This is a genomic window from Bacillus halotolerans, from assembly GCF_001517105.1.
Lineage (GTDB): Bacteria > Bacillota > Bacilli > Bacillales > Bacillaceae > Bacillus > Bacillus halotolerans.
Genome location: NZ_LPVF01000008.1, coordinates 61,850 through 88,807 on the forward strand (window position 1 = coordinate 61,850; position 26,958 = coordinate 88,807).

The window sequence follows — 26,958 nt, forward strand, 5'->3', positions numbered from 1 at the left end:
TAAATTATGAGTGGTTAGTTGATCCCTAGACTAAGTCATAAGTCACACTTCAGAAAGAGATGTCACGGTTTTCCGCCAGGAACACCTTCAACATCCTTCTCTTCCCCGCCTTTCGAAGGAAACACTCACACCACACTTACTAAGGGAAGATCAGAACTGTCTCAGCTCATTCTAATTGTTATTATCTGAAAATTTTATCGATTCTAATAATTGAGTGAGGCATCCCATCTCATGACTGACCGGATCAGCTCAGGCCAAATTTTACTGAGGGGTTATATCTTGAATAAACGCAAAATCGGATTGGCGATGTCACTTGTAATCGCAGCGGGCACCATTTTAGGAGCATGCGGAAACAGCGAAAAAAGCAGCGGAAACAGTGAGGGCAAAAACAAATTCAGTGTGGCGATGGTCACCGACATTGGCGGGGTGGATGACAAATCCTTTAACCAATCAGCATGGGAAGGCATCCAAGCCTTCGGTAAAGATAATGGTCTGGAAAAAGGAAAAAACGGATACGACTACCTGCAATCTAAATCAGATGCAGATTATACAACAAACTTAAATAAATTAGCGCGTGAGAATTTCAACTTGATCTATGGCGTTGGTTATTTGATGGAAGATTCAATCAGTGAAATCGCCGATCAGCGCAAAAATACAAACTTTGCGATTATTGACGCAGTCGTCGATAAAGACAACGTCGCAAGCATTACGTTTAAAGAGCAGGAAGGCTCATTTCTCGTCGGAGTGGCCGCAGCCTTAACAAGCAAATCAGGAAAAATCGGATTTGTGGGCGGCATGGAATCCGAGTTAATCAAAAAATTCGAAGTCGGCTTCCGTGCAGGGGTTCAGGCCGTAAAACCTGACGCAACTGTCCAGGTGAAGTATGCGGGCGGATTCGATAAAGCGGACGTTGGAAAAGCAACTGCCGAGAGCATGTATAAATCAGGCGTTGATGTAATTTACCACTCCGCAGGCGCCACCGGCACAGGTGTCTTTACAGAAGCCAAGAACCTGAAAAAAGAAGACCCGAAGCGTGATGTTTGGGTGATCGGAGTCGATAAAGATCAATACGCAGAAGGCCAAGTAGAAGGAACAGACGATAATGTCACCCTTACTTCCATGGTCAAAAAGGTTGATACAGCAGTTGAAGATTTAACGAAGAAAGCAAGCGAAGGCAAATTCCCCGGCGGAGAAACGCTGACATACGGACTTGATCAAGACGGAGTCGGCATTTCTTCCTCTAAACAAAACCTATCGGATGATGTAATCAAAGCAGTTGATGAGTGGAAGAAAAAAATCATCGACGGATTAGAAGTGCCGGGAACAGAGAAAGAGCTGAAAAATTTCAAAGCTGAATAAGAATCGCGGGGATAAGGAGAAGAGCCCTTATCCCTTGTTTTTCTTTCAGAGCAAAGCTGCACATGTCCTTGCGGCTTTGCTATTGCCAGTCTCTTATTTAAAAGCATCTTGAAAAAAGGAGCGGTCAATTCTGTGGAATATGTCATTGAAATGCTCAATATACGCAAGGAGTTTCCCGGTATCGTCGCAAATGACAACATTAATCTTCAGGTCAAAAAAGGCGAAATCCACGCGCTGCTCGGTGAAAACGGAGCGGGCAAATCAACTTTGATGAACGTCCTTTTCGGGCTTTATCAGCCAGAAAAGGGAGAAATTCGGGTCCGCGGTGAGAAGGTGCACATCAACAGCCCGAACAAAGCGAATGATCTCGGAATCGGCATGGTGCATCAGCATTTTATGCTTGTCGATACATTTACAGTTGCTGAAAACATTATTCTCGGGAAGGAGCCGAAAAAGCTCGGGCGGATTGACCGAAAACGGGCTGTCCGAGAGGTTCAGGACATTTCCGACCGATACGGACTTCAAATTAATCCCGAGGCAAAAGTAGCTGACATATCCGTCGGCATGCAGCAGCGTGCAGAAATTTTAAAAACCCTCTACCGCGGGGCTGACATTCTGATTTTTGATGAACCGACAGCTGTGCTGACGCCTCATGAAATCAAAGAGCTCATTCAAATCATGAAGAACCTCGTCAATGAGGGAAAATCAATTATTTTAATTACCCATAAACTGAAAGAAATCATGGTTGTTTGTGACCGCGTTACCATTATCCGCAAAGGAAAAGGCATCAAATCACTGGATGTCCGGGATACAAATCAAGACGAGCTCGCCAGTCTGATGGTCGGACGCGAGGTATCGTTCAAAACAGAAAAAAAAGCGGCTCAGCCGGGATCTGAAGTGCTGGCGATTGACAGAATCACTGTAAAAGATACTCGCGGAGTAGAAGCTGTAAGGAATTTATCGCTTTCTGTCAATGCCGGAGAAATTGTCGGCATAGCCGGCGTTGACGGAAACGGACAGTCAGAGCTGATTGAAGCGATTACAGGACTCCGAAAAACGGAGTCTGGAACTATTTCCTTAAACGGAAAACAGATACAAAACCTGTCGCCGAGAAAAGTAACGGAATCCGGAATCGGGCATATTCCACAGGACCGCCATAAACACGGCCTCGTTTTGGATTTTCCGATCGGTGAGAATATCGTGCTCCAAAGCTATTACAAAAAGCCTTATTCAGCATTCGGTGTTTTACATAAAGGCGAAATGTATAAGAAAGCACGCAGCCTGATCAGTGAGTACGATGTCAGAACCCCCGATGAATATACACACGCGCGGGCATTGTCAGGCGGAAACCAGCAAAAAGCAATTATCGGAAGGGAAATTGACCGAAATCCTGACTTGTTAATCGCCGCCCAGCCGACTCGCGGTCTTGATGTCGGAGCGATTGAATTTGTCCATAAAAAACTCATTGAACAGCGTGATGCCGGAAAAGCCGTTCTTCTTCTATCGTTTGAGCTGGATGAAATCATGAATCTCAGTGACAGAATCGCCGTCATTTTTGAAGGCAGCATCATATCCAGCGTCAATCCGCTGGATACGACTGAGCAAGAGCTCGGCCTCTTGATGGCGGGAAGCACGCAAAAGGAAGCGGGGAAAGCAAATGGTTAAACGACTCTCTCATTTACTCATGCCGCTCATTGCAATCATGCTCGGCTTGCTGGCTGGCGCACTTATTATGCTTGCGAGCGGATACAGTGTGATCAGCGGCTATTCCGCTTTATGGAATGGAATATTTGGAGAAATCTATTACATCGGGGAAACCGTCCGGCAGATTACACCTTATATTTTATCCGGATTAGCTGTTGCTTTCGCGTTCCGAACCGGGCTTTTCAATATCGGGGTAGAGGGACAGCTTCTAGTGGGCTGGACAGCTGCCGTTTGGGTCGGAACGGTGTTTGACGGACCGGCATATATTCATATACCGCTTGCACTGATCACAGCGGCTGCAGCAGGCGGTTTATGGGGATTTATTCCCGGCTTTTTAAAAGCACGGTTCTATGTTCATGAGGTCATTGTCACCATTATGATGAATTATATCGCGCTGCATATGACCAATTATTTGATTTCAAAAGTCATGACAGACAATCAGGATAAGACGGAAAAAATTCACGAATCGGCCTCACTGCGCTCGCCGTTTCTTGAGCAGCTTACGGATTATTCAAGGCTTCACTGGGGGATCGTCATCGCCCTTCTCGCAGCTGTTGTTATGTGGTTTATGATTAACAAAACAACGAAAGGCTTTGAGCTTCGGGCAGTCGGATTCAATCAGCACGCGTCCCAGTACGCCGGTATGAGTGTGCGGAAGAATATTATGACCTCCATGCTCATTTCAGGAGCTTTTGCAGGCCTTGCAGGCGCCATGGAAGGTCTGGGAACGTTTGAATACGCAGCTGTCAAAGGCGCATTTACAGGCGTCGGCTTTGACGGTATTGCCGTCGCTCTTCTGGGCGGGAACACTGCGGTCGGTGTTGTGCTTGCGGCAGCTTTGCTTGGCGGCCTCAAAATCGGGGCATTAAATATGCCAATTGAATCAGGCGTACCTTCTGAGGTTGTCGATATTGTGATTGCCATTATCATTCTGTTTGTTGCTTCAAGCTATGCCATTCGTTTTGTCGCGGATAAATTGAAGAAAAAGGGGGCGAACTAAGTGGACTTTCTGCAGATTGTATCAATCATTGTCCCTGCCACACTCGTATACGCAGCCCCGCTTATTTTAACCGCTCTCGGCGGCGTATTTTCCGAGAGATCAGGCGTCGTCAATATCGGCCTTGAAGGCCTCATGATTATCGGAGCATTCACCAGTGTTTTATTCAATTTATTTTTAGGCCCTGAATTGGGAGCCGCAGCACCTTGGCTTTCGCTCATTGCCGCTATGGCAGCCGGCGCGCTGTTTTCACTGATTCACGCGGCAGCGGCGATATCGTTTCGCGCTGATCAGACAGTCAGCGGCGTCGCCATTAATATGCTGGCGCTTGGGGCTACTTTATTTATCGTAAAGCTGATTTACGGAAAAGCGCAAACTGACAAAATTCCCGAGCCTTTTTATAAAACAAGTATTCCCGGCTTGAGCGACATCCCCGTATTGGGAAAAATCTTCTTTTCAGATGTCTATTATACGTCTATTCTCGCAATTGTCCTGGCCTTTATTTCGTGGTTTATCTTGTTTAAAACCCCGTTCGGCCTCCGTATTCGTTCCGTCGGAGAACATCCGATGGCGGCCGATACTATGGGGATCAATGTTTACAAAATGCGCTATATCGGCGTGATGATCAGCGGATTGTTCGGCGGCCTCGGGGGCGGCGTATATGCGTCAACGATTGCTCTCGACTTTACGCACTCTACCATTTCCGGGCAAGGCTTTATCGCACTCGCCGCCCTTGTATTCGGAAAATGGCATCCGATCGGCGCACTCGGCGCTGCCCTGTTTTTCGGATTCGCGCAAAGCTTAAGCATTATCGGCTCACTGCTCCCTCTTTTTAAGGACATACCGAATGTATATATGCTGATTGCCCCTTACGTATTAACCATTCTCGCCTTAACCGGCTTTATCGGGCGCGCAGATGGGCCAAAAGCAAATGGTGTGCCTTATATCAAAGGAAAACGGTAACCATATCTCCCTGGGAAGCGGCTTCTCAGGGATTTTTCCTGCTCCAAAATACCCAATTATTTTAGTTGTTTATTAATTATTTAACTTAAAAAAATATTCTTTGTTAGCGCTTTCTTGTAGACTGTAACAAACAATACATGGGGGTGTATGACAATGGGAGCAATTCACAAAACAGAGGAAGTTTTACCTGAGCACAAAGACACACAGGAGAAAAGCCTGTTTAAGAAAATATGGACTTGGGAAATCGGCGTGATTCCTCTCCCATTATATACAGCATTAGCTGTCATTATTATTCTTGCGGCCTATTACAACGAGCTGCCTGCAAACATGCTGGGCGGTTTTGCCATCATTATGATTTTAGGTGTCTTTCTTGGCGATATCGGCCAGCGGATTCCGATTTTAAAGGATATTGGCGGTCCTGCTATTTTATCTTTGTTTGTGCCATCTTTTTTAGTTTTTTATAATGTGTTGAATCCATCATCATTAGATGCTGTAACCAATTTAATGAAAACGTCTAACTTTCTTTATTTCTATATCGCTTGTCTTGTTGTAGGAAGCATTCTTGGAATGAACAGAACTGTTTTAATACAGGGATTCATCAGAATGTTCGTTCCTTTAGTAGCGGGCACAATTGCGGCGGTTGCGGCCGGCGTGCTCGTCGGATTCATCTTCGGCTACAGTGCCTATGATTCCTTTTTCTTTGTCGTTGTGCCGATTATTGCCGGGGGAATAGGGGAAGGAATTTTGCCGCTCTCGATTGCTTATTCGCAAATATTGGGGTCTTCCGCTGATGTGTATGTGTCGCAGCTGGTTCCTGCCGCTATCATTGGAAACGTTTTTGCTATTATCTGTGCTGCTTTAATGAAAAAACTGGGCGAAAAACGTCCTGACCTAAACGGCAATGGGCGTCTCGTCAAATCTAAGAAAGCGAACGATATTTTCAATCAAAAAGAGGCTGAAGCTAAAATTGACTTTAAACTGATGGGAGCCGGAGTCCTGCTCGCTTGTACGTTTTTTATTTTCGGCGGTTTACTGGAGAAATTTATCTTCATACCGGGCGCTATTTTAATGATTATTTCAGCAGCTGCAATCAAATATGCAAATATCCTTCCGAAAAAAATGGAGGATGGCGCATACCAGCTTTATAAGTTTATTTCATCAAGCTTTACATGGCCGCTTATGGTAGGCCTCGGGATTCTCTTTATCCCTTTAGATGACGTGGCGTCTGTGATATCTATTCCGTTTGTCATCATTTGTATTTCAGTTGTCGTTGCCATGATTTCTTCCGGATATTTTGTAGGCAAGCTGATGAACATGTACCCTGTTGAATCCGCAATCGTTACCTGCTGTCACAGCGGTCTCGGCGGAACGGGAGATGTCGCCATTTTGTCCGCTTCAGGAAGAATGGGCCTTATGCCATTCGCCCAAATTTCTACCCGCCTCGGCGGAGCTGGAACTGTCATTTGCGCGACGATTTTACTTCGCTTTTTCACTTCATAATCAGAAAAAGAGTTCCGTCTAAGACGGAACTCTTTTTTATTTAGTCACAATCCGCATATACTCCCTGGGCCCAAACGGCCTATCCTTAGATTCCGCCTCACTCATTTTAGTTGACAGGTGGTGCTCCAATAAATACAGTTCCCAATCATCATTGTCTGCCACACGGGCACGGCCGTCATATTGATTCAGCATGAATGCCCCTGCACATATCGAGCAGAATAAACCTGAGCACATAAGGACCTTTCTCTTCACCATGATCAGCTCCTTACATACAGCTTGATCAGGAGCGATTTTAAATATACAAATGACCTGATTTTTGTTAAACTTATTTTAAGGTCAAAAGAACTTGTAAAATTCATTCGCGGCAGGTTGAAGCATGGCGGCTTCCAAAAAAGTGCGATATAATTTGGACTGGGTCGTTTGACCGTATATTCTAATGATTTATACATAGAACAGGTTTCAATTAAAGAAAAGGAGGTCTTGTCTTTGCAGCTCTTACATTTTGCTATTTTATCGCCTTTTGTATTTGCTTTTATCATTCCCTTTCTGGCAAAATACGCAAAAAGAGTGCATACGGGCTGGTTTGTTCTGATCCTGCCCGTCTTGCTGTTTATATACTTTCTTCCAATGATCAGAATGACTCAGTCGGGAGAAACATTACGATCGGTATTGGAGTGGATTCCTTCATTAGGCATTAACTTTACCGTTTATGTAGACGGTCTCGGACTGCTATTCGCCTTACTGATAACAGGGATCGGCTCGTTGGTCACTCTTTACAGTATTTTTTATTTATCGAAAGAAAAAGAACAGCTTGGGCCTTTTTATGTCTATTTATTAATGTTCATGGGGGCTATGCTCGGTGTTGTTCTTGTTGACAACGTCATGGTTCTCTACATGTTTTGGGAGCTTACCAGCCTTTCGTCCTTTTTGCTGATTGGATATTGGTACAAGCGTGAAAAATCTCGCTACGGCGCCGCAAAATCGCTCTTGATTACGGTAAGCGGCGGACTGTGTATGCTGGGAGGATTCATTCTCCTTTATCTGATCACAGATTCATTCAGTATCAGAGAAATGATCAATCAGGTTCAGTTGATTGCCGGCCATGATCTATTTATTCCGGCGATGATTTTGATTTTACTAGGCGCATTTACAAAGTCCGCCCAGTTTCCTTTTTACATTTGGCTGCCTGACGCCATGGAAGCGCCGACGCCCGTCAGCGCGTATCTCCATTCAGCCACGATGGTCAAAGCGGGAATTTATGTGATTGCAAGATTCAGCCCTATTTTCGCCTTTTCAGCTCAGTGGTTTTGGATTGTTTCTCTCGTCGGGATTTTCACCATGGTTTGGGGTTCATTCCATGCCGTCAAACAAACCGACTTAAAATCCATTTTGGCGTTTTCAACCGTCAGCCAGCTCGGCATGATCATCTCGATGCTTGGTGTCAGCGCTGCAGCCCTGCATTACGGCCATACAGAATATTACACAGTTGCCGCCATGGCTGCCATTTTCCATCTCATCAACCATGCTACCTTTAAAGGAAGCTTGTTTATGGCAGTCGGCATCATTGATCATGAAACAGGCACGCGGGACGTCAGAAAGCTCGGCGGACTGATGGGGATCATGCCGATTACATTTACGATTTCCTTGATTGGCACATTTTCAATGGCTGGTCTCCCGCCGTTTAACGGATTTTTGAGTAAAGAAATGTTTTTCACCAGCATGCTTCGTGTGACACATGTCGATTTGTTCAACGTACAGACGTGGGGAGCGCTGTTCCCTGTCCTCGCTTGGGCAGGAAGTGTGTTTACATTTATCTACAGCATGAAACTGCTGTTTAAAACATTTAAAGGCAATTATCAGCCTGAAAAACTCGAAAAACAGGCTCATGAAGCGCCGATTGGAATGCTCGTATCACCTGTCATTCTTGTTGCGCTCGCTGTCAGTCTCTTCTTTTTCCCGAATATATTGTCCTACAGCTTGATAGAGCCTGCGATGAATTCAATCTATCCGACACTGCTGGACAGCCATGAGAAGTTTCATGTTCATATTTCGCAATGGCACGGGTTTACAGCTGAAGTTCTGATGACACTGGGCATTATCGCTGTCGGTACGATCGGATACTTGACGATAAACAAGTGGAAAGGGATCTATAAGCTGTTTCCATCGAAACTCACGCTCAATCGGTTATACGAGAAGCTCCTGACCATCATGGAAAAAGGCTCTTATCGAGTGACAAAACAATATATGACCGGATTTTTGCGGGATTATCTTCTGTATATCTTCGCTGGATTTATCATTCTGATGAGCGGGGCTCTCGTTTTGAAAGGCGGATTTTCCTTTACAACTGAGGGTATGGCGAAAATCGGCATATACGAAATGATTCTGACACTTGTCATGATCAGCGCGACAGCGGCGACTGTATTCGCCCGATCCAGACTGACGGCAATTATTTCACTTGGTGTTGTCGGTTATACGCTTGCATTGTTTTTTGTTATTTTCAGAGCGCCCGATTTGGCTTTGACCCAGCTGGTCATTGAGACGATTTCCGTCGCCCTGTTTCTGCTTTGTTTCTATCATTTGCCGAAACTGCGGCTGAAAAAGAAAACGAGAACGTTCCGAATGACAAACTTTATCATTGCTTTAGGAGTCGGCATTATTGTCACCCTGCTCGGTATTGCATCCTCAAGCCAGCGGACAAAAGACAGTATCGCCTCCTTCTTTACAAAGCACAGCCACGATCTTGGCGGAGGAGATAATGTCGTCAATGTCATTCTCGTTGATTTCAGGGGCTTTGATACAATGTTTGAAATTACGGTATTAACGATTGCCGCTCTCGGCATTTACAGCATGATTAAAACAAAAGTAAAAGAGGAGGGGAAAAGCGGTGAATGAACAAAAAACAAATGACTTGATTCTTCAAACCGTGACAAAGCTTGTATCCTTTATCATTTTGCTTTTCTCTTTCTATTTATTTTTATCGGGGCATAACGCCCCTGGAGGAGGCTTTGTCGGCGGACTGATCACGTCCTCTTCCATCGTTCTATTGCTCTTGGCTTATGATTTAAAAACCGTGCGTTCCATTTTGCCGGTTAATTTCATTTACGTCGCGGGAGCCGGTCTTCTGCTCGCTGTCTTAACAGGAGTTGGCTCCTTTGTCTTCGGGGCGCCCTTCTTAACCCACACATTCGGTTACTTTCATCTGCCGATTTTAGGGAAAACGGAGCTTGCCACGGCGACGCTTTTTGATTTAGGTGTTTATCTTGTTGTCGTAGGCATTACGATGACCATTATTCAAACGATTGGAGAGGAAGAATAATGGAAATCTTAATGGCTGTTACAGCCGGTATTATTTTTATGGCTGCTACGTATTTGCTGCTGTCTAAAAGCCTGCTTCGGGTCATTATCGGAACAGCGCTTTTGAGCCACGGCGTTCATTTAATGCTTTTAACTATGGGAGGATTAAAAGAAGGCGCCGCTCCGATTTTGAGCGAGCATGCCAAGTCATTTGTCGATCCGCTTCCGCAAGCCCTGATTTTGACGGCTATTGTCATTTCATTTGGAGTTACATCCTTCATCCTCGTCATGGCGTTTCGGGCCTATCAGGAATTGAAATCGGACGATATGGATCAAATGAGGGGAAATGATCAACATGAATAATTTTGTTATATTGCCAATTCTGATCCCGCTCCTGTCCGCCATTCTGCTGATTTTCATGAACAAACACATCATGCTCATGCGGATCTTCAGCACTGCGGCATCCGCACTCGGGATTGTGATCAGCGTTTTACTCGTACAGACTGTTTTTACAAACGGCATTCAGACACTGAGTTTGGGCGGCTGGAGAGCCCCCTACGGAATTGTGCTTGTTGCAGATCAATTTGCCAGCCTGCTTGTTCTCACCACAGCAGTCATCGGCTTATTGGTTGTGCTTTATTCCTTCCGTTCTATCGGTGAAAAACGGGAACGTGCCTTTTATTACTCCGCCGTGCAGTTTTTGCTGGCTGGTGTAAGCGGAGCGTTTTTAACAGGCGATTTATTTAATATGTACGTATTTTTCGAGCTTCTGCTTATTGCTTCTTATATGCTGATTGTATTAGGCGGCACAAAAATTCAGCTGCGGGAATCGCTTAAATACATTGTGTTTAATATCGTGTCATCAGCTTTGTTTGTCATCGGCGTCGGCTTTTTATACGCGGTGACCGGCACATTAAACATGGCGGATTTAAGTGTGAGAATCAGCGAATCCGGACAAACTGGGCTGATTACTGTAATCGGTGTCCTGTTACTCATCGTGTTTGGTATGAAGGGCGGGATCTTCCCTCTCTACTTTTGGCTTCCCGGCTCTTATTACGCGCCGCCGGCAGCCATCTCCGCATTGTTCGGCGCATTGCTGACCAAGGTCGGATTATATGCGATCACAAGAGTGTTCACACTGATTTTCATTCATGATACAGCGTTTACCCACCAGCTGATGATATGGCTCGCGGCTCTCACTGTCATCTTCGGTGTCATCGGTTCACTTGCCTATCAGAATGTCATGAAAATCGTGATCTATAATATTATTACCGCTGTCGGCGTTATTTTGTTCGGTGTTGCAGTTCAAACGCCCGCATCCATTCAAGGTGCGATTTACTACCTGATTCACGACATGCTGATTAAAGGCGCATTATTTATGCTGGCAGGCACGCTGATCGCTTTGACAGGCACAGCAAGCCTGCAACGAATGGGCGGGTTGATCAAGCGATACCCCGTTCTGGGATGGATGTTCTTCATGTCGGCTGTATCTCTTGCCGGCATCCCGCCTCTCAGCGGATTTGTAGGCAAATTTAAAATTGCAGAAGGCGGCTTCGCTGAAGGTGAATTTACGATTTCCATGCTGATCCTGCTTTCAAGCCTGCTCGTCCTGTATTCCGTGTTAAGAATCTTTATCCATGCGTTTTGGGGCGAAGAAAAAGAAACACCAAAGCAAAATCTTAGAACAGCTAAAGGGCTTCTATATCCGGCAGCTATTTTTCTCTTCCTGTCTCTTCTCTTCGGATTAGGTACAGAATGGGTGTCACCGTACGTTGATCAAGCGGCCGAGACTTTGCTGAATCCGGAAAAATATATTGAAGCTGTTTTGAAGGAGTAGATCGCATGGCATTTCAAATTTTATTAAATGTGTTTCTCGCTTTTTGCTGGATGTTCCTGAGCAATGACGCAAGCGCTGCCGGATTCATCACAGGCTTTATCCTGGGAATGATCTCTCTCTTCTTCTTCCGGCGCTTCCTTGCTCATCCGTTTTATCTATGGAAAATGTTTTCGATTATCAAACTTTTTTTGATCTTTATAAGGGAATTATACCTTGCCAACGTCAGTGTGCTGAAAACAGTCCTGTCACCAAAACTGGATATCAAACCAGGCATATTCGCATTTAAAACAGAGCTGACAAAGGATTGGGAAATCACCCTGCTTTCACTGCTTATTACATTAACGCCGGGAACATTGGTCATGGATATTTCCGATGACCGGACCATTCTCTATATTCACGCGATGGATATTGAGGATGCGGAAAAAGCGATTTTTGATATTCGTGAGTCATTTGAAAAAGCCATACAGGAGGTGAGCCGCTGATGTTTACGTTAATCCTTCAAATCGCGCTCGGCATTATGGCGGTGTCCACCCTGTTGTATGTCGTTCGTGTCATCAAAGGGCCGACTGTTCCTGACCGGGTTGTGGCTCTGGATGCAATCGGCATTAATCTGATAGCGATGACAGCGCTTGTCTCCATCCTGCTGAATACGAGTATTTTTCTTGATATCATATTATTGCTGGGTATTTTGTCTTTTATCGGAACCATTGCGTTTTCTAAGTTCTTAGAGAAAGGAGAGATTATCGAAAATGATCGTGATCGCTAAAATAGCAGTGGCGATATTGATCCTAATGGGGGCGCTAATCTGTCTTGCGGCTTCCTTCGGGACGCTTCGCCTTCCCGATATGTACACACGCTCTCACGCTGCTTCTAAAGGCTCAACGTTAGGGGTAAATATGATTCTGCTCGGTGTCTTCTTCTTTTTGTGGTTTATAACAGGAGAGATATCAGCAAAAATTCTGCTCGGGATTTTCTTTATCTTTATTACGACGCCGGTCGGGGGACACTTGATCTGCCGAGCTGCGTACAACTCTGGTGTCAAGCTGGATGAAAGAAGTGTACAGGATGACTATAACGGCATCAGAAACTTTGTGATTAAACGAAAAGAGGATTCTTACCTATAAAAATGAGCAGCCGGACAGGCAGAGTTCCGGCTGTTTTTTTATTTTGTGATGACAGCCAGCGTGCATCTGGATATACAGATCAGCCTCTCTTGCTCGTCATAAATGTGAATCTGATACACAATGGTCGTTCTGCCTTTATGAACAGGCTCGGCTACCGCCTTTACCGTTCCTTCCTTGACAGATTTCAAATGATTGGCGTTAATCTCCAAACCGACACAAGCTTGTGTACGAGAATCGATTAGATGCTGGGCACCCACGCTCGCCGTAGTTTCCGCAAGAGCCACTGAAGCGCCTCCATGCAAATAACCAAAGGGCTGGACGGTCCGGTGATCCACCGGCATCACTGCCACGCAGCGTTCCGCTGTGCTTTCTACAATTTCAATTCCCAGCGCGCCAAGCAATGTATGTTTCATATCCATAGTTTTAACTCCCTTATTTAAAGCACACCGTCTGATTTTGCAATCAACACCGCTTCCGTCCTGGAACCGACATTAAGCTTGTTGAAAATCGACGTCAGGCTGTATTCAATGGACCGCTTGCTTAAATGAAGCGCATCTGCAATTTCTTGGTTGGTAAAACCTTTTTCAACTTCTTGAAGAATCAGGCATTCTCTGGGTGTGAGCACATCTTGTTCTTTTTGAGAGGAAGGGGCCGGCTTTGTTTTTTGCTGAGTCATCAGCTGTTTAAAGTAAGCGAAATCGACTAAAATGTCTCCGTTGAGCACGTGATATATGTATTGGGTGATCTTTTCCTTTGATTCGGTTTTGCTGATGGCGCCGTGCAGACCCGCACGAATCGCTTCCTCAAAATAATCCTCGACCTCATAACCGGTATATACGATAATTTTACAATGAGGATTCTCTTGTAAAATCTGTTTAGAAAGCTCCATCCCATTGACATCGCCGCCTAAGTTCAAATCCATTAAGATGAGATCATATGATGAGAAATCATGCTGGTGTATGAACTGTTCGCTGGGTTCAGGACTGAGACAATCAACAGACAAATTCGAATCCGTTTCCAAAATTGTCTTGGTGCCTTCCATGACAGCCGGATGGTCATCAATCACTAGTATCTTTTTCATGTTTTCCTCCCTTTTACTCACTCATTTCCATTTTATAAAAAAGACTTGGCTTCTGCCAAGTCGTTTATGTTATAAAACCATTACAATTCCATTTCAATATCGGCCTTAAAGCCCTTTCCTTCACTTGTTTCGATTCGGAGGCGTCCATCTAAAGCCCTGACTCGCTCCTTAATGCCAGAAAGACCCATACTCATGGAATGTTCGTTATTTTTCTCCAGATCAAATCCGACTCCATCATCCTCATAATGAAGAACAATTTTGTTCTGAATACTGATCAGCATGATAAGCACTTCCGTCGCCTGAGAGTGTTTCACTGCATTTGATAAAAACTCTTGAATGATCCGGTACAAATTCAGCTGCGAATCCAAATCAAGCGACGCCGTAAATCTGCCGGTATTTAAGCGGATATGAAACGGAACCCGCTCCTGCTGCTGCGCTACCAGCTTGGACAGCGCCTTCACCAGTCCCAAATCATACAAAAGCTGCGGCCGCAATTCATGACACGTCTCCCTCGTCATCGAAATCACATCAGACATCTGCTCATTCATCTGTACGAGCTTGTCCTGCACCTCTTCACGGCATGGATCATCATCCTTCTTAAACTCAGCCAAAAACAGCTCACACTGCCGTTTTAATGAAATCAAATCCTGAAGAACCGAATCGTGGAGATCGCGGGCGAGATCAGAACGTTGTTTTTCTTCGATGGTGTACATGAGTTTTTTGAGCCAGACGGGGTTAGCATCTTCCCTTTTTAAAGCTTGTAAATGATCCATAAGTTCTTCAATTTGTACAACGTTTTCCATGGATACACTAGTATAAAACGATAATGTTTTCAGCCATGAAACTTCATCTCTTGTCAACCTCGGTGTGTTGATACTAGATAAACAAAGCAATACATAAGAACTTGTACCTTTTTCCCCTACCTTGATCAAAAACCCTTGATTAACCTCAACAATTTTCCCTATTTCTTTAGTGACCTTTTCAAATTCTGTTTTATATAGCTTCCAATTGGGTTCAACACTCTGTTTGTCAAAGTATATAATTTCTCTATCAGAACCAACTTCAAAGGTGTATGCTTTACTTACGGGTAGAACTTCTAGTATTGTTGTTTTTAAGTTCTTAAATACTTGATCTAAAGCTGATACACCTTTAATTAATTGCGTATATTTAAAAATACTGTCTTGATAATTATATTTTTCCGAAAATCGTTTTAACCGAAATTTATAGTCTAATAATTCTTTAATATAAAAGACCGACAGAAAAATTATGAACGTACATAACGTAATTAAGATGACATTAAAATCCGCTCTTTTACTATCGAATACAATTGACAACCAAACTATACCAATTGTCGGAATGATGGACAAGAAACTATAATATCTAATTCTTCCTAAGATAAAGTCAATATCATAAATTTTATTTACAACGAATTGATAAACCAATGCTAATGGGATAATAATTAAGAACGGCGCAGTCACTATTGCTGAATAAATATATTGCCCAAATAAAACTTCCGGCAAGATATATAAGACCGAAAAAGGAAAAAAAGCAACAGTATTCGAAATCAATAATACCTTCAATAAATAGTAATGATCCTTTTTTCTATAAATTATCCCATAATAGATTATACAAAAATAAACAACTGTAATCTCTATTAAGAATGTTACTAAGTTTATATTACTAATATTCGTAGTAATCCCCGATGGAAGATATTTCTCAGTGAACTCTATTATTACATTAATGATTGGTAGCATGTATAACATGTTCACGGTATAACGTGATGAAAATTTGATGCTTAATTCTTTGAAATATTGATATAGAAAATGCAAATACAAGACAGGTACATTTAAAAAGGTAAAAAGATTAATATATCTATTTATTTCATATCCTCTAGTAACGCCTCCAGCACTTAAATATGCTATCGATATAAACAGCAAAAAATTAATCAAAATATAAGCCGAGTACGTATTTTTCACTCGATTGACCCTATAAATATAAAAAGCACATAACAGACTCAAAGCAAAAAATATACAAGGGATAATATAAATGAAAAAGCTATAAGAATTATTTAAAGAGATATACTCCATATTATGTAATTGAATTTCATGATTATCCCTTTTAACTTTTAAATGTTCAGCTTTTGCTAAATAATTTCTTTTAATATTTTCGCTTGTAGGTTTCTTCCCACTTACTTCGAGTATTAAGTCGCCTTCTTTTAATCCCATATATTTTCCATATGTGGATTTTGTCATTTTTTCAACTTTTAACTCATGATTGGCTGTTTCAGAAACATAAGTACCAACTAAAATACCATTCTGAGTGAAATAAACAATATAAGCAAAATATAAGAGACTAAATAATACTAGCACTATAGAAAAATTTCTTTTAAAGTTTTTCAATAGACCACTTCTCTCTGAATTATTGCTCCCAGAAAATACCCTTGCATTTCTTTGAGAGAGTCATTTTTTTATTGAAAATATCTACAATTGAAGGGATTAGTTTATCTGGAATTCCTATTAAGCTTGCCTCTCCATTTTCTAATTTAGTTAAAACTTGAGGATTCTTCATTAAGTAATCAATCATATCTTGTTTCATAGGTATACCTCTCTTTATAACTTTATATTTATGTTTAATTGATTCATGCTTGCTGTGATTTCTTCCTCATAAAACTTAATCAACATAGATACATATTGATTAAGCCCCGCTTCAAATAATAATTCATCAAATTTAGAGCGATCAGCTATAAGACTATGATAACTTGGTTGGGAATTTATTAATTTTAATATCTTTTCAGAAGCCTCATTAAATTTGCGGTTTAAAAATAAATAAATTAAAGTCTTTCTTTTCTTTCTTATGTCGCTACGCTGATCATTAACTAAACCATAATAGTCATTTTCCAATTGCTTTATTATTCCTATTTTATAAGCATAATCCTCAATAGTTTGATTAAACTCTCCATTTGCAAGCATGGCAGCTAAAACGGCAGACATAGCTGTAAGAGAACCTGATTTTTGTTTCATCATTTGAATGCATTCTTCTTCTGTCTCTGGAAAGTTAATTAAATCGTCATGTTGCCCCTGCATAGCATTTAAAGCATATTTTAAAGTGAGCCGCTGATATTCAGCCTTATCGCTAATAGAACAAATGGTTTCTAACCCTAAGGTATAAAGGGTAGTTGCAGCATTTAGAGAGAGAGAAGAATCTATTTCCATCCACTTTTTTCCAAAGTTGTCCTCATCCTCTAAATCATCAAATATATCGAAGGATATGATTAAAAGCTCAATTCCTCCAGCCAACGTTAAAATATGCAAATAACTGTTACCTCTTAATGCTACGTAATGCTTATAAGCCAGGATACCAAAAGAAAAGTGGTTTTTCTCATCGATAAAGTTGATTAAATACTTTTTCAAATCCAAATTTCGAATTTTTTCGTGTACAATCTCCTTCATCTTTTTTTTAATCGAAATTTCATCTAAACACATTTCCTTACTAATATTCTTCACCCTCCCATTCCATTTTACTAAATGGGACATTTAAAGGACAGCAGGTTTTTCGTTTTTTAACAATCATATAATACTTTATCCATTTATTGTACGGGAAGAACGAAAAAAAAGACTTGTTTCCAAGTCTTTTTTACGAAATTTTCATTGCGTATGTGTATTTATCGAGCTGATCAATGCTTTTGTTAATGTTTCGTAATGAATCTGTCGTTTCTTTAATATCAAGTTCGAGTCGGAATAATAATTGTTTTACTTCTTCAAGTTTCTTTTCCATCGTTTCCACACTCCTTTTTTTGAAAGATCAATGAATTGTGTATGGTGAACGAGTCCTAGGTATTTGATCTGTTACTAATAGTGTATCTGGTTTCGGCTTATTTTTCACCGAAAAGTATACAAAAAGATCCTGCGTGACACCGCAAATATCAATAGGTCCTTATACTCAAAGGAATCACAATAAGAACGGGACTATTTTTCTATGTGAAAAAACGGTGATTTCGGATGAAATTGAGAAAGATTCTTAATTTCCTTGATTTTATTGTGTTTATCTGTTTCACAATGTAAGACTATAGTCCCCCTTGCCGCTTTTTCAAAATTCAATATGCGATTCTTGGCGTATCGTGACCGACAAACACCGAAAAGACCGCAACGCAAAGTTGTGGCCTTTTCGCTTAGTCATATCCGGCACCTGAGTGATCTATATATATAGACATATCCCCTTTTTGCGAGGTGCTTCCATGAGATACCCTTATCCTTGGTTTTACATCTATCCGTACGCCATACGCCGTCCGCCCGCTCCTGCCGCCAATACAGAGATCTTTATCCGTTCCGCAAAGGATGCCGCTGGGCTGCTCGCTGATGCTCAGCTTGTGCTTAGGCGCATTGCGGGGTCACAGGAGCTTTCGCGCCGCCTCATGACCGCAGCGGAACAGTCAGATAAACAAACAGTAAAGCGCCTGATCAAACAGACTGGCGTCCGGCATGATGTTGATTCGGTCTTTAATCCCGATGGCATATACATCAGCCTGATCAGCATGCAAAGCCGAATCATCCTGGCGTTGCGGTGGTCAGAAGACCGCAATTACTTTTCGCCCATGAGCTTATGACACCACTCCAAGGCTTCCAAATAACAGTCGTACGCTTCTTCCTTGTCCAATTCTTTTGCTAATTCTCCGCAAGAGTCCCAATTGTTGGTTTCGATTAACTTCACAAGCTCAAGCATTTGGTAATAGTCATTTTGATGACCTAATAACGCTTGACCGACTTCATCTATTAAAGGCAATTCTTGAATAATCTCTTCTATTTCTCTGTGCAAAAGGGTGTCTATGAGAGAAAACATCCCGATCAGCATATACGAGGCCGGCTGCGGGCGCGCTGTTTTTCTAGCCAACAGTTCACATAGCTTTGCTCTCATTAAAGAAATTTTTATGATTTCGTGTTTGCTCGAATTCCCTTTTCTGCTTAAATCCTTAAAGGAAAGAATGTATATCCACCGTTTGATTTCGTTAAACCCAAGAAGCATGATGGCTTGCTTAATGCTGTCGATCTTTTGGGTTAAGCGGCTATGAGAAGAGTTTAAGAATTTTAAAATTTGATATGACAGCGATAAATCACGTTCTATGTACTCAGTTACACGCTGGATGTTAGGCTGCTCTTTGCTTAATTCGTTGAGCAATTCATAGTAAGAATAAAAATGGGTCGACAGATCATGGCCGCTGATGATGCGCGGTTCGCTGAAAAAGTAGCCTTGGAATAACTGAAAGCCATCTTGCGCCGCTTGTTCATATTCTTTGCGTGTTTCTACTTTCTCAGCTAAAAAAATCAGGCCGCAATAGCTGTAGGTTTGCAAAATGTTTCGGCGTTCCATTCGGGTGGTTTTAAGAAAATCAACTTTCAATATATCAATATAGCTCATGAGCTTTTCCAATAATTTTTCATTTTTCGGGTTAATTGCGTAAAAATCATCGAGTGCCAGCGTATACCCCATTTTTTTCAGCTCTCTGCACCTTGAGACGAGAGCCGGAGTGATCGGTATATCTTCAAGGATTTCAATCACTAGCTGTTTTGGATTGAAGGAGGTGGGGAGATCCGAAAACATCAGGCTTTCAGTGAAATTGACAAAACAGCGTTTTCCTTCCGTCAGCTTCTCGATTCCGATGTTTAAAAAGCTGTTAATCACCAAATCTGTTGTAGCCTGATCGCCGTCTGCAGCGGAATACACATTCTCTTCGCTCTCTCTATATAAAAGTTCATAAGCGACAACCTGTTCTTTTCTGTTAAATATAGGCTGTCTTGCAACAAACACCCTCATTGATTTATCCTCCTTACAAAACACGCGGCTTTCCACCCTAAGTATATCAAAAAATTTGACGAAATTTGTCTAAACATGAAAAATATTATTCCCACAAAAAAACTGGCCTCTTCGCGAACGAAAGGCCAGTTTGCTTTATTCTTCGAGCTCTTCTTCAAGTCTGCTTTTCACTTCATGGATCCGCTGCATTTTGTTGCTCCAGCAGTCCTCGCTTAAATCAACCGGGTATTCTTCAGGTTTGCTGATTCTCTTATATTCCTCCCACAGAAGGCTGAGGTTGTCTTGTACATATTGCTGAATGTCAGAAATCTCAGGGTTCTGGTAGCATAGGATGCCTTTTTCAAAAATCAGTTCGTGAAGATCCTTCGCATAGAAATTCGTGACGAATTTGCTGATGAAAGTATGAACCGGGTGGAACATTCTCAGCCGCTTCTGGTCATTCACCTGCTCGTCATAAAGCGCAATGTAATCTCCTTCAGAATGATGATTTAACTGATTGATAATCCGGTACACTTTCTTTCTGCCAGGTGTCGTCACTTTGTCAGGGTTGGATGAAATTTTGATCGTGTCGACCATTCCTCCGTTTTCTTCGATGGAGACGAGCTTATAAACCGCGCCGAGAGCCGGCTGGTCATAAGCTGTAATCAACTTCGTGCCGACACCCCAGACATCTATGCGGGCTCCCTGAGCCTTTAAATTCATAATGGTATGCTCATCCAGGTCGCTTGACGCAATGACTTTCGCGTCTGTAAACCCTGCTTCATCAAGCATTTTCCGGGCTTTTTTTGACAGGTAAGCCAAATCGCCGCTATCCAGGCGGATGCCAATGAAGTTGATGCGGTCTCCGAATTCCTTGGCAACTTTAATCGCATTCGGCATGCCTGAACGAAGCGTATCATACGTGTCGACTAAGAAGACGCAATCCTTATGCGTTTCCGCGTATTTTTTGAACGCTGTATATTCATCGCGGTAGGCCTGCACAAGCGCATGGGCATGTGTGCCTGATACCGGGATATTAAAGCGCTTTCCGGCTCTTACATTGCTTGTCGCGCTGAAGCCGCCGATTAACGCTGCTCTCGCTCCCCACATAGCCGCATCCATTTCATGCGCCCGTCTTGTTCCGAATTCAAGTGCAATTTCATCGCCAATGACGCCCTTGATGCGCGCTGCTTTTGTCGCGATTAATGTTTGGTAATTCACAATGTTAAGCAAAGCTGTTTCAATAAGCTGCGCTTCTACAAGGGGAGCTTCCACCCTCATAATCGGCTCATTGTTAAAAACCAGCTCTCCTTCTTTCATGGAATAAAGAGAACCTGTAAAAGATAAACCGCTCAAATAATCAATAAAATCTTCATGATAGCCAAGCTCATCTCGTAAATAAGTCAGGTCACTATCGGTAAACTTGAAGTTTTCCAGATATTCAATGGCTTTTTCCAAGCCCGCAAAAACCGCATAGCCATTCTCAAACGGAAGCTTTCTGAAAAAAAGCTCAAAAATCGCTTTCTTTTCATGAATGCCGTCTCTCCAGTAAGTTTCCGCCATATTGATTTGATAAAGGTCTGTATGTAATGACAGGCTGTCATCTTTAAAACCGTACTCTAACACTGTTTTTCCCCTTCCTTACTCTGCCACTTGCGCTCCGATGCTGTTTGCAAAATGGGAAAGAGCCCACGTATGCCCCTCCTGATTAAAGCTGGCAACAGCCTGTTTATGCACAACAATCCGGAAACCTTTGTTGTATGCATCAACCGCTGTATGCAAGACACAGATATCTGTGCAGACGCCGGCTAAATGCAGCTCGTCAATCTGCCGCTCTCTGAGTTTCAGTTCTAAATCAGTACCCGCAAAAGCAGAATATCTCGTTTTTTCCATGTAATATACATTATGATCATGTGCATGTTTCTGATATAGAGGCAAAAGCTTTCCGTACAGGTCTTTTCCTTCCGTACCCTTAATATTATGCGGCGGGAACAGACGGGTTTCAGGGTGATACTGATCCCCTTCATTGTGAGAATCTACTGCAAATACGACGTAATCACCGTTTGTGATAAAGTGTTCTGTCAAATTGACGATCGCCTCTTCAATCATTCTGCCGGGCTCCCCGCAGGTCAATTTTCCATCACTCGCCACAAAATCATTCGTATAATCAATACAAATAAGTGCTTTTTTCATAGCCGGCCTCCCCGCCATCAGTATGAGAACATTATATCTTATCTCCCGTTGTAAGGGAATTGCCATGAATAAAAAGACAAACGGTCCGTTTGTCTCTTAAGATTTCAGCACCGACCGGTTAAAAATGTCGTCCTGAATATATATAGATTCATGATTTACCGCACTGTCCGCTGCAATGACAAGGCCTAAAGGCGTATGAAACTGAAGATCAGATACGACTTTAAAAGGCACTCCGTTTTGGTTCGCCATTTTTACATAAGGTGAATAAGACTGATACTGAAGCTCTCCATTGATAAGAAGAGATATATTTTTATTGCGTTTAAACGCTTGCTCCGCTTCGTCATACGGTTTGCTTCTGAGCACCTGCCCTTTCGTCAGTGCCAAAAGCACTCTTTCCCGCAATGAGCCTAAAAACAAATGGCGCTCGTCAGGTTTTGTTTCCAGCGGCCCGTACATTCCTTGCTGCAAATAGAGATCCAGCGTTTCATCACTCAAAAGCTCGTCCTCCCGTCTTGTTTGTCTTCATTATCGCCTGATCCTGCGGGGGCTAAACTTTCAAGGGCTGTTACATTTCCGTTACCCAGTGAATGATTTTTTTTGCCAGCTCACCAGCAGGCTCGTCCGCTGTATGCCGGCGCAAAGAAGCCTCCAGCCGTTCAGGCAGCGATGATTTTTCTTCCTCGTATGAAATAATCGTGCTCCACTCCAGCTGCGGAACGGCTACTAGCGTATGCAGCTCTTTTCTGTTTTCATGCAGATATACATCAGTGATCATTCCTGTTTGTGTGCTGATATTTGCTTTTCTGATTTTCATAACATGACCTCGCTAACTAAAAGACTATCCATATTATACAATAAAAAAGCAACAGCCTCTCTAGAAAAGGCTGTTACCCGTTAAACGAAACGCTATCATCAATGATATCGGCATCGTTTAAAATTGTTTTACTATATTCGTTATTGATCTTCACAAAATCCCCCAGCTGAAATGTGCCAGACCCAGCACCTGTGTGATCGACGCTTTTCGGCGCAATCGCAAACACATCTCCAAAGCTGGCCGCAGCATCACCTGATATAGACATAATATATATCGGCCCTACAATCGCAGGCATTTCCCCACCTCCGCACTGATTTACAGCATCATATGCGGAAAGGAGCCAATGGTGCCCGCCTATTCAGCGGGACGTTCGTTTTCTTCAAGGCGTGACCGCTGGCGCAGCTTGATCAGCCGCACGATATTCAGGAAAAACGCTTTGACTACCGCATACACCGGCACAGCTAAAATCATGCCGAGAATGCCGCCGAAGCTTCCTGCTCCAATCAACAGCAAAATGATGGTAAGCGGGTGCGTATTCAAACGTTTTCCGATAACGAGCGGAGAAAGCAGATTTCCGTCGAGCTGCTGAACGATCACAACCACAATGATCGCAAAAAGCGCTTTGGCCGGTGAATCCATAAAGCCGATAATAACAGCCGGCGCAGCGCCGAGAAAAGGCCCGACATAAGGAATGATATTTGTAATGGCCATGACAATTCCAAGAATCAGCGCATATGGCAGCCCGGTAATCAAGTATCCGATAAAGCACGCTGTCCCTACAAAAAGACAGATTAACAGCTGTCCCTGAAAATACGCAGCGAGTGTGTCGGATAAATCTTTAAAGATCTTTAGACCTTCTGTCCGGTAAGAAGCCGGAAGAATTTTGACTGCCAGGTGCGGAAAGCGGTGTCCATCCTTCAGCATATAAAAGAGGATAAACGGAACAGTGATAATGACTAGTGTGATATTTGTCACGACACCAAACACCGCCGATAAACTGGATGTAATATTTTGCGGCAGGTTTTGGAGAAAGCTTGTCAGAGACTGCTCAATTTTTGATATGGATACATAATCCTGTGTCATCATCCAGGTAAACCACTGAGAGTGAGATAAATCCTTTGTCAATGCCTGAATCTGTTTTATATATTCAGGAAGATTGTTAAACAGCCCGGTCACCTGCGATGTAATGACAGGCCCGACTGCCGCAGAAACAAAGGCTAGCAAACCGATAAATGCTAAATAGATGAGCAGAATCGATAATGTCCGCGGCATTTTTTTCTCAAGCAGTCGGACGACCGGATTAAAAATAAAATACAGAATTCCGGCGATCAGCATCGGGAAAAACAATGTCGAGATAAACACGATAAACGGCTGAAACACAAATGAAACTTTTGTTGCTACGAAAATAATCAGCAAAACAAATAAAATTTGCAATGTCCAAAAATGGACTTTTGATTTCAACAAGCTTGTTCCTCCTAGTTTTTCTTTGTCTATCAGATAAAAGAACTTGCACCCCATCATTGTAACAAAAATGAACTGATATCAGAACTCTTAATCAGCGAACGGACTGTTGATTATGCAGGCTGTGACATACGGCAGGGACGCCGCACTGATTTATGTGCTTGTGGACTAGCTTAACGTTTAGATTTTATCCTGCTTGATGTGAATCAAAACGATAGAATAACTGAGAGGCAGCGGCGCTGTGCTCCGTTTGCCGGGAAGCCCCGTTTATATGTAAAGGATGCGGGCGGGCATCACTTCGGTTGTTGTTTACGCTTTATTTCAGATAACCGCTCCGGTTTTGATCTTGGCGGCACAATTTATGACGGGGCGTTTTTACAGCGCTTAACTGAAAAATAGGACGTCCCGGTGTACGCCTATTTTTCAAGCGCAAGCACTGTTACACCCGTTCACTGTAATCTGGCGTGACGGAAATCATGTGCTGGATACTGATTAAAAAAACAGAATTTCGGGCTGCTTCAATGATGATATGGTCCGGTTTTACATCAATCAGTCTGCCTCTGACCGTGTCTCGTACTGTCTGGATAATGAATTTTGAGCCAATGAGCTTTTTGATGGTCTGATAGACATAAGGATCGACTAATGAGACCAGTTGAGGACTACCTTGGTTGGCCATACTTCAATCCCCTTTATATGTTTTATCTCAGCTTATGCCACGGTTAAGGATAATGACACAGGCTTACCGGATAACACCAGGGGATGCGGAGACGATTGGGGAGTGTGATTCACGCGGGTGTAAGGAAATGGTGATGAAACGGAGACAGCGAAGAAAGCGGACGCTGTTCCGAATACAGGCGGGACCTATACAGGCTTTTTTATAGAAGACTGGGCTTGGTCGATTAATCGGTCCAGTTTTTCTATTTTTTTCAGTGCGGTTGCTTCGTCAATTTGTCGGTAATGATGGTGGCCGCCAGGTTCTTCATCAAGTTCGTCCGCTTTTTTGACAATCTGCTGCAGCGTATTTTTATCGAGTTCACCTTCAGGCAGATAGGAATCGGTATGAAGCAAAATGGCAAGGGCAATCTCCTTCGCCGCTTTCGGTTCTTCACCAAGACGAATCAAGAGCTTATGCGCCCGTTCCGCCCCTTTAATGGCATGGATGTCATTTCTTCTGTATTTCTCATAATCCCATTTTCCGTCTGTATACCATTCATAATGTCCGATGTCATGCAGCAATGCCGCTTTTGCGGCTAAATCAGGGCTGATATCAGCCTTTACAGACAGCCTGTATGCATGATAGGCGCAGGCAATCGCATGAGCCACGCCGGAACGCTGTAAATATTTTTGTGCAATTGGATGGGTGAAGACATCCATTAATGTAACCTTTCTCATGGAAACCCCTCCTTTAGATATTTTTAGAATCCTAACATAATTTGCAGAGAAACTCAATTCTTATGTCATATCATTTTTGTTTACTTTTCATGTTTGTTATACCCTAAAAGCAGAGTTTCAGTCAGTATATGCAGCCGAACTCCGGAATGCTTAAGTTAACGCCTTTTTATATAAAAAAAGAGCAGATTCACTCTGCTCTACAAAAACTCTTTAATATCATATATGCGCCCGTTTTCCGCGCCTGTCTCTAATAAAGAAAGCAGCGTGCCGGCAATAAAGGCCGGACTGCGAAGGCTTCCTGTTTCATTCAATTTCCGGAACCGCTCGATATCGTGGAAATCCTTTTTCGATGATGAACGGATGACGGCCTGCATGTCAGTGTCCATGACACCCGGTGAGAAAGAAATCATGTTCACCGGCCGTTCTTCGTCTTCCTGTTCAAATCCGAACGTTCTCGTAAACATATCAAGCCCGGCTTTTGAGCTGCAATACGCGCTCCACCCCTTGTATGGGTTTTTGGCCGCGCCAGAGGTAATATTGACGATTGTTTTTCTTCCGCTGAAAGCGGCAAACTGTTTGGTAAACAGCTGGCTCAAGAGCACGGGCGCTGTCAGATTAAGCTGATAATGGCGCTGCAGCTCTTCAAGAGACGCTTCTCCAGCGCGTTTGATCGGCGTTACCATTCCAGCATTATTGATCAGTGTGATGGCTGAATAATCAGCCGGATTGATGGATGAAAGCACTGTTTTGAATTGCTGCTCAGCCTCTGTGAGATTGATCAGATCGATCTGGCGCTGTGTCAGTTTCTCATGAGAAACATCTGTTGTTGTTCTGGACAGGGCATGGACTTCATGGCCTTTTTCCAGAGCCTGTAATGCAATGGCTTTCCCCAGTCCTTTTGACGCTCCGGTGATGATATAAAGTTCCATTGGAAACCTCCTCCTTCCGTTCTTATTGTACGGACCGCTTTTATGCAAAACAAGCGCGGGCGCTTATGCCTTTTTATTTTCCTGCACGATAACCTTTGGTATGAGAAAAACAATGCCTGCGATCCCGAGCAGAATCAGCACGATATAGATGATCGGAAGCAGGAGTGAAGATGAACCTTTTTCTTTCATTTCCGTTGATGACGCTTTTGTGATCGGTTTCTCGGCAAATGTAATCCCCAGCTGTTTAGATTGAGCCGCGATGGTGTTGGAGCCCTCGGCATCTGTTGATGTAAACAAATCCTTTATCAGCTCGGCGTCCCGATCCTTCGGCTTATCAAAGGTAATATCCTTTTGCTCCTCAGGCAGTTCTGTTTTCTCCTCATAGGAAGAATCTTCATGCAAATAATTCGTATCGATTTCAATGTCTTTCTTTTCATATTGGTTTGGCGCGACATCCGTATTTTCTTCGGTTTCGGCAGCAGCGGCAGAGGGTATGAAAAGGGAAAAGGAGAGCATACATATC

31 protein-coding genes are annotated in these 26,958 nt (G+C 43.0%); 13 read left to right on the forward strand and 18 right to left on the reverse strand.

The annotated features are described in order from the left end of the window. Positions 1-279: 279 nt before the first annotated feature. The 5 genes from nupN to maeN all read left to right on the forward strand — a co-directional run bounded on the left by nupN (position 280) and on the right by maeN (position 6,523). On the forward strand, positions 280-1,359 hold the full coding sequence (gene nupN, locus AU387_RS02900; RefSeq protein ID WP_044158926.1) for a guanosine ABC transporter substrate-binding protein NupN: 1,080 nt from the start codon (positions 280-282) through the stop codon (positions 1,357-1,359). Between the two features lie 132 nt (positions 1,360-1,491). Further along, a complete protein-coding gene (locus AU387_RS02905) occupies positions 1,492-3,024 on the forward strand; it encodes an ABC transporter ATP-binding protein (protein ID WP_059292649.1) in 1,533 nt (510 codons plus the stop codon). Beyond that, positions 3,017-4,063 carry an ABC transporter permease gene (locus AU387_RS02910; RefSeq protein ID WP_059334745.1) on the forward strand — a complete coding sequence of 349 codons (1,047 nt, stop codon included), beginning with the start codon at positions 3,017-3,019 and terminating at the stop codon, positions 4,061-4,063. Before AU387_RS02905 ends, AU387_RS02910 begins: the two co-directional genes overlap by 8 nt. Then, on the forward strand, positions 4,064-5,023 hold the full coding sequence (nupQ, locus tag AU387_RS02915) for a guanosine ABC transporter permease NupQ (protein ID WP_059334747.1): 960 nt from the start codon (positions 4,064-4,066) through the stop codon (positions 5,021-5,023). A 153-nt stretch (positions 5,024-5,176) separates the two neighbouring features. Next, complete coding sequence (maeN, locus tag AU387_RS02920) at positions 5,177-6,523, forward strand: sodium/malate symporter MaeN (protein ID WP_024122670.1); 1,347 nt, start codon at positions 5,177-5,179, stop codon at positions 6,521-6,523. Positions 6,524-6,559: 36 nt separating this feature from the next. Here the strand turns inward: maeN and AU387_RS02925 are convergent, their stop codons facing one another. Then, positions 6,560-6,775, reverse strand: a complete 216-nt coding sequence (locus AU387_RS02925) for a hypothetical protein (RefSeq protein WP_044158933.1) — start codon at positions 6,773-6,775, stop codon at positions 6,560-6,562. A 234-nt stretch (positions 6,776-7,009) separates the two neighbouring features. On the opposite strand from AU387_RS02925, the gene AU387_RS02930 reads away from it, so the two are divergent. From AU387_RS02930 to mnhG, 7 genes are read left to right on the forward strand one after another with little or no spacing between them, the layout of a single operon-like run. Beyond that, positions 7,010-9,415, forward strand: coding sequence for a Na+/H+ antiporter subunit A (locus AU387_RS02930; RefSeq protein ID WP_059334749.1), 2,406 nt, complete (start codon positions 7,010-7,012; stop codon positions 9,413-9,415). Then, positions 9,408-9,839 (forward strand): Na(+)/H(+) antiporter subunit B, encoded by a 432-nt coding sequence (locus AU387_RS02935; protein ID WP_024122673.1) that lies wholly within the window; start codon positions 9,408-9,410, stop codon positions 9,837-9,839. The genes AU387_RS02930 and AU387_RS02935 overlap by 8 nt, the downstream gene beginning before the upstream one ends. Next, the gene (locus AU387_RS02940) at positions 9,839-10,180 is read left to right on the forward strand and encodes a Na(+)/H(+) antiporter subunit C (protein ID WP_044158938.1); all 342 of its coding nucleotides are present in this window, start codon (positions 9,839-9,841) and stop codon (positions 10,178-10,180) included. Before AU387_RS02935 ends, AU387_RS02940 begins: the two co-directional genes overlap by 1 nt. Beyond that, a complete protein-coding gene (locus AU387_RS02945; protein ID WP_059334751.1) occupies positions 10,173-11,654 on the forward strand; it encodes a Na+/H+ antiporter subunit D in 1,482 nt (493 codons plus the stop codon). Before AU387_RS02940 ends, AU387_RS02945 begins: the two co-directional genes overlap by 8 nt. 5 nt (positions 11,655-11,659) lie before the next feature. After that, a complete protein-coding gene (locus tag AU387_RS02950; RefSeq protein ID WP_044158941.1) occupies positions 11,660-12,136 on the forward strand; it encodes a Na+/H+ antiporter subunit E in 477 nt (158 codons plus the stop codon). Beyond that, a complete protein-coding gene (locus AU387_RS02955; RefSeq protein ID WP_024122677.1) occupies positions 12,136-12,420 on the forward strand; it encodes a Na(+)/H(+) antiporter subunit F1 in 285 nt (94 codons plus the stop codon). Before AU387_RS02950 ends, AU387_RS02955 begins: the two co-directional genes overlap by 1 nt. After that, positions 12,404-12,778, forward strand: coding sequence for a monovalent cation/H(+) antiporter subunit G (mnhG, locus tag AU387_RS02960; protein ID WP_024122678.1), 375 nt, complete (start codon positions 12,404-12,406; stop codon positions 12,776-12,778). Before AU387_RS02955 ends, mnhG begins: the two co-directional genes overlap by 17 nt. A gap of 38 nt (positions 12,779-12,816) precedes the next feature. Here the strand turns inward: mnhG and AU387_RS02965 are convergent, their stop codons facing one another. From AU387_RS02965 to degQ, 6 genes are all read right to left on the reverse strand, one after another. Further along, positions 12,817-13,197: a hotdog fold thioesterase gene (locus tag AU387_RS02965; RefSeq protein ID WP_059334753.1), complete on the reverse strand. Its 381-nt coding sequence runs from the start codon at positions 13,195-13,197 to the stop codon at positions 12,817-12,819. Between the two features lie 17 nt (positions 13,198-13,214). Then, positions 13,215-13,859 carry a two-component system response regulator ComA gene (gene comA, locus AU387_RS02970; protein WP_024122680.1) on the reverse strand — a complete coding sequence of 215 codons (645 nt, stop codon included), beginning with the start codon at positions 13,857-13,859 and terminating at the stop codon, positions 13,215-13,217. Between the two features lie 80 nt (positions 13,860-13,939). Then, positions 13,940-16,258, reverse strand: a complete 2,319-nt coding sequence (locus AU387_RS02975) for a sensor histidine kinase (protein WP_059334755.1) — start codon at positions 16,256-16,258, stop codon at positions 13,940-13,942. A gap of 19 nt (positions 16,259-16,277) precedes the next feature. Beyond that, positions 16,278-16,454 carry a competence pheromone ComX gene (gene comX, locus AU387_RS02980; protein ID WP_041906074.1) on the reverse strand — a complete coding sequence of 59 codons (177 nt, stop codon included), beginning with the start codon at positions 16,452-16,454 and terminating at the stop codon, positions 16,278-16,280. Positions 16,455-16,468: 14 nt separating this feature from the next. Continuing rightward, positions 16,469-17,362, reverse strand: a complete 894-nt coding sequence (locus AU387_RS02985; RefSeq protein ID WP_326154893.1) for a polyprenyl synthetase family protein — start codon at positions 17,360-17,362, stop codon at positions 16,469-16,471. A gap of 130 nt (positions 17,363-17,492) precedes the next feature. Continuing rightward, positions 17,493-17,633, reverse strand: coding sequence for a degradation enzyme regulation protein DegQ (gene degQ / locus AU387_RS02990; protein ID WP_024122683.1), 141 nt, complete (start codon positions 17,631-17,633; stop codon positions 17,493-17,495). Between the two features lie 460 nt (positions 17,634-18,093). On the opposite strand from degQ, the gene AU387_RS02995 reads away from it, so the two are divergent. Then, positions 18,094-18,462 (forward strand): YuzC family spore coat inner layer protein, encoded by a 369-nt coding sequence (locus AU387_RS02995; protein ID WP_044158947.1) that lies wholly within the window; start codon positions 18,094-18,096, stop codon positions 18,460-18,462. Here the strand turns inward: AU387_RS02995 and AU387_RS03000 are convergent. The 11 genes from AU387_RS03000 to essA form a co-directional block, all read right to left on the reverse strand. Next, positions 18,438-19,667 (reverse strand): EAL and HDOD domain-containing protein, encoded by a 1,230-nt coding sequence (locus AU387_RS03000; RefSeq protein WP_059334756.1) that lies wholly within the window; start codon positions 19,665-19,667, stop codon positions 18,438-18,440. The two genes, AU387_RS02995 and AU387_RS03000, sit on opposite strands and share 25 nt — an antisense overlap. Before the next feature lie 135 nt (positions 19,668-19,802). Next, complete coding sequence (locus AU387_RS03005) at positions 19,803-21,272, reverse strand: nicotinate phosphoribosyltransferase (protein WP_059334758.1); 1,470 nt, start codon at positions 21,270-21,272, stop codon at positions 19,803-19,805. Positions 21,273-21,287: 15 nt separating this feature from the next. Beyond that, positions 21,288-21,839, reverse strand: a complete 552-nt coding sequence (locus tag AU387_RS03010) for a cysteine hydrolase family protein (protein WP_044158950.1) — start codon at positions 21,837-21,839, stop codon at positions 21,288-21,290. 96 nt (positions 21,840-21,935) lie between these two features. Further along, positions 21,936-22,334 (reverse strand): YueI family protein, encoded by a 399-nt coding sequence (locus tag AU387_RS03015; protein ID WP_059334761.1) that lies wholly within the window; start codon positions 22,332-22,334, stop codon positions 21,936-21,938. 70 nt (positions 22,335-22,404) lie between these two features. Continuing rightward, positions 22,405-22,653 (reverse strand): YueH family protein, encoded by a 249-nt coding sequence (locus AU387_RS03020; RefSeq protein ID WP_059334762.1) that lies wholly within the window; start codon positions 22,651-22,653, stop codon positions 22,405-22,407. A 73-nt stretch (positions 22,654-22,726) separates the two neighbouring features. After that, complete coding sequence (locus AU387_RS03025) at positions 22,727-22,948, reverse strand: spore germination protein (protein ID WP_059334764.1); 222 nt, start codon at positions 22,946-22,948, stop codon at positions 22,727-22,729. A gap of 59 nt (positions 22,949-23,007) precedes the next feature. Then, positions 23,008-24,117, reverse strand: a complete 1,110-nt coding sequence (locus AU387_RS03030) for an AI-2E family transporter (RefSeq protein ID WP_059292639.1) — start codon at positions 24,115-24,117, stop codon at positions 23,008-23,010. A gap of 436 nt (positions 24,118-24,553) precedes the next feature. Further along, positions 24,554-24,790 carry a YuzF family protein gene (locus AU387_RS03035; RefSeq protein WP_059292638.1) on the reverse strand — a complete coding sequence of 79 codons (237 nt, stop codon included), beginning with the start codon at positions 24,788-24,790 and terminating at the stop codon, positions 24,554-24,556. 185 nt (positions 24,791-24,975) lie between these two features. Further along, on the reverse strand, positions 24,976-25,506 hold the full coding sequence (locus tag AU387_RS03040) for an HD domain-containing protein (protein ID WP_044158955.1): 531 nt from the start codon (positions 25,504-25,506) through the stop codon (positions 24,976-24,978). Between the two features lie 197 nt (positions 25,507-25,703). Further along, on the reverse strand, positions 25,704-26,435 hold the full coding sequence (locus AU387_RS03045) for a (S)-benzoin forming benzil reductase (protein ID WP_059334766.1): 732 nt from the start codon (positions 26,433-26,435) through the stop codon (positions 25,704-25,706). A gap of 63 nt (positions 26,436-26,498) precedes the next feature. Further along, complete coding sequence (gene essA, locus AU387_RS03050) at positions 26,499-26,951, reverse strand: type VII secretion protein EssA (protein WP_082687825.1); 453 nt, start codon at positions 26,949-26,951, stop codon at positions 26,499-26,501. Positions 26,952-26,958 lie beyond the last annotated feature (7 nt).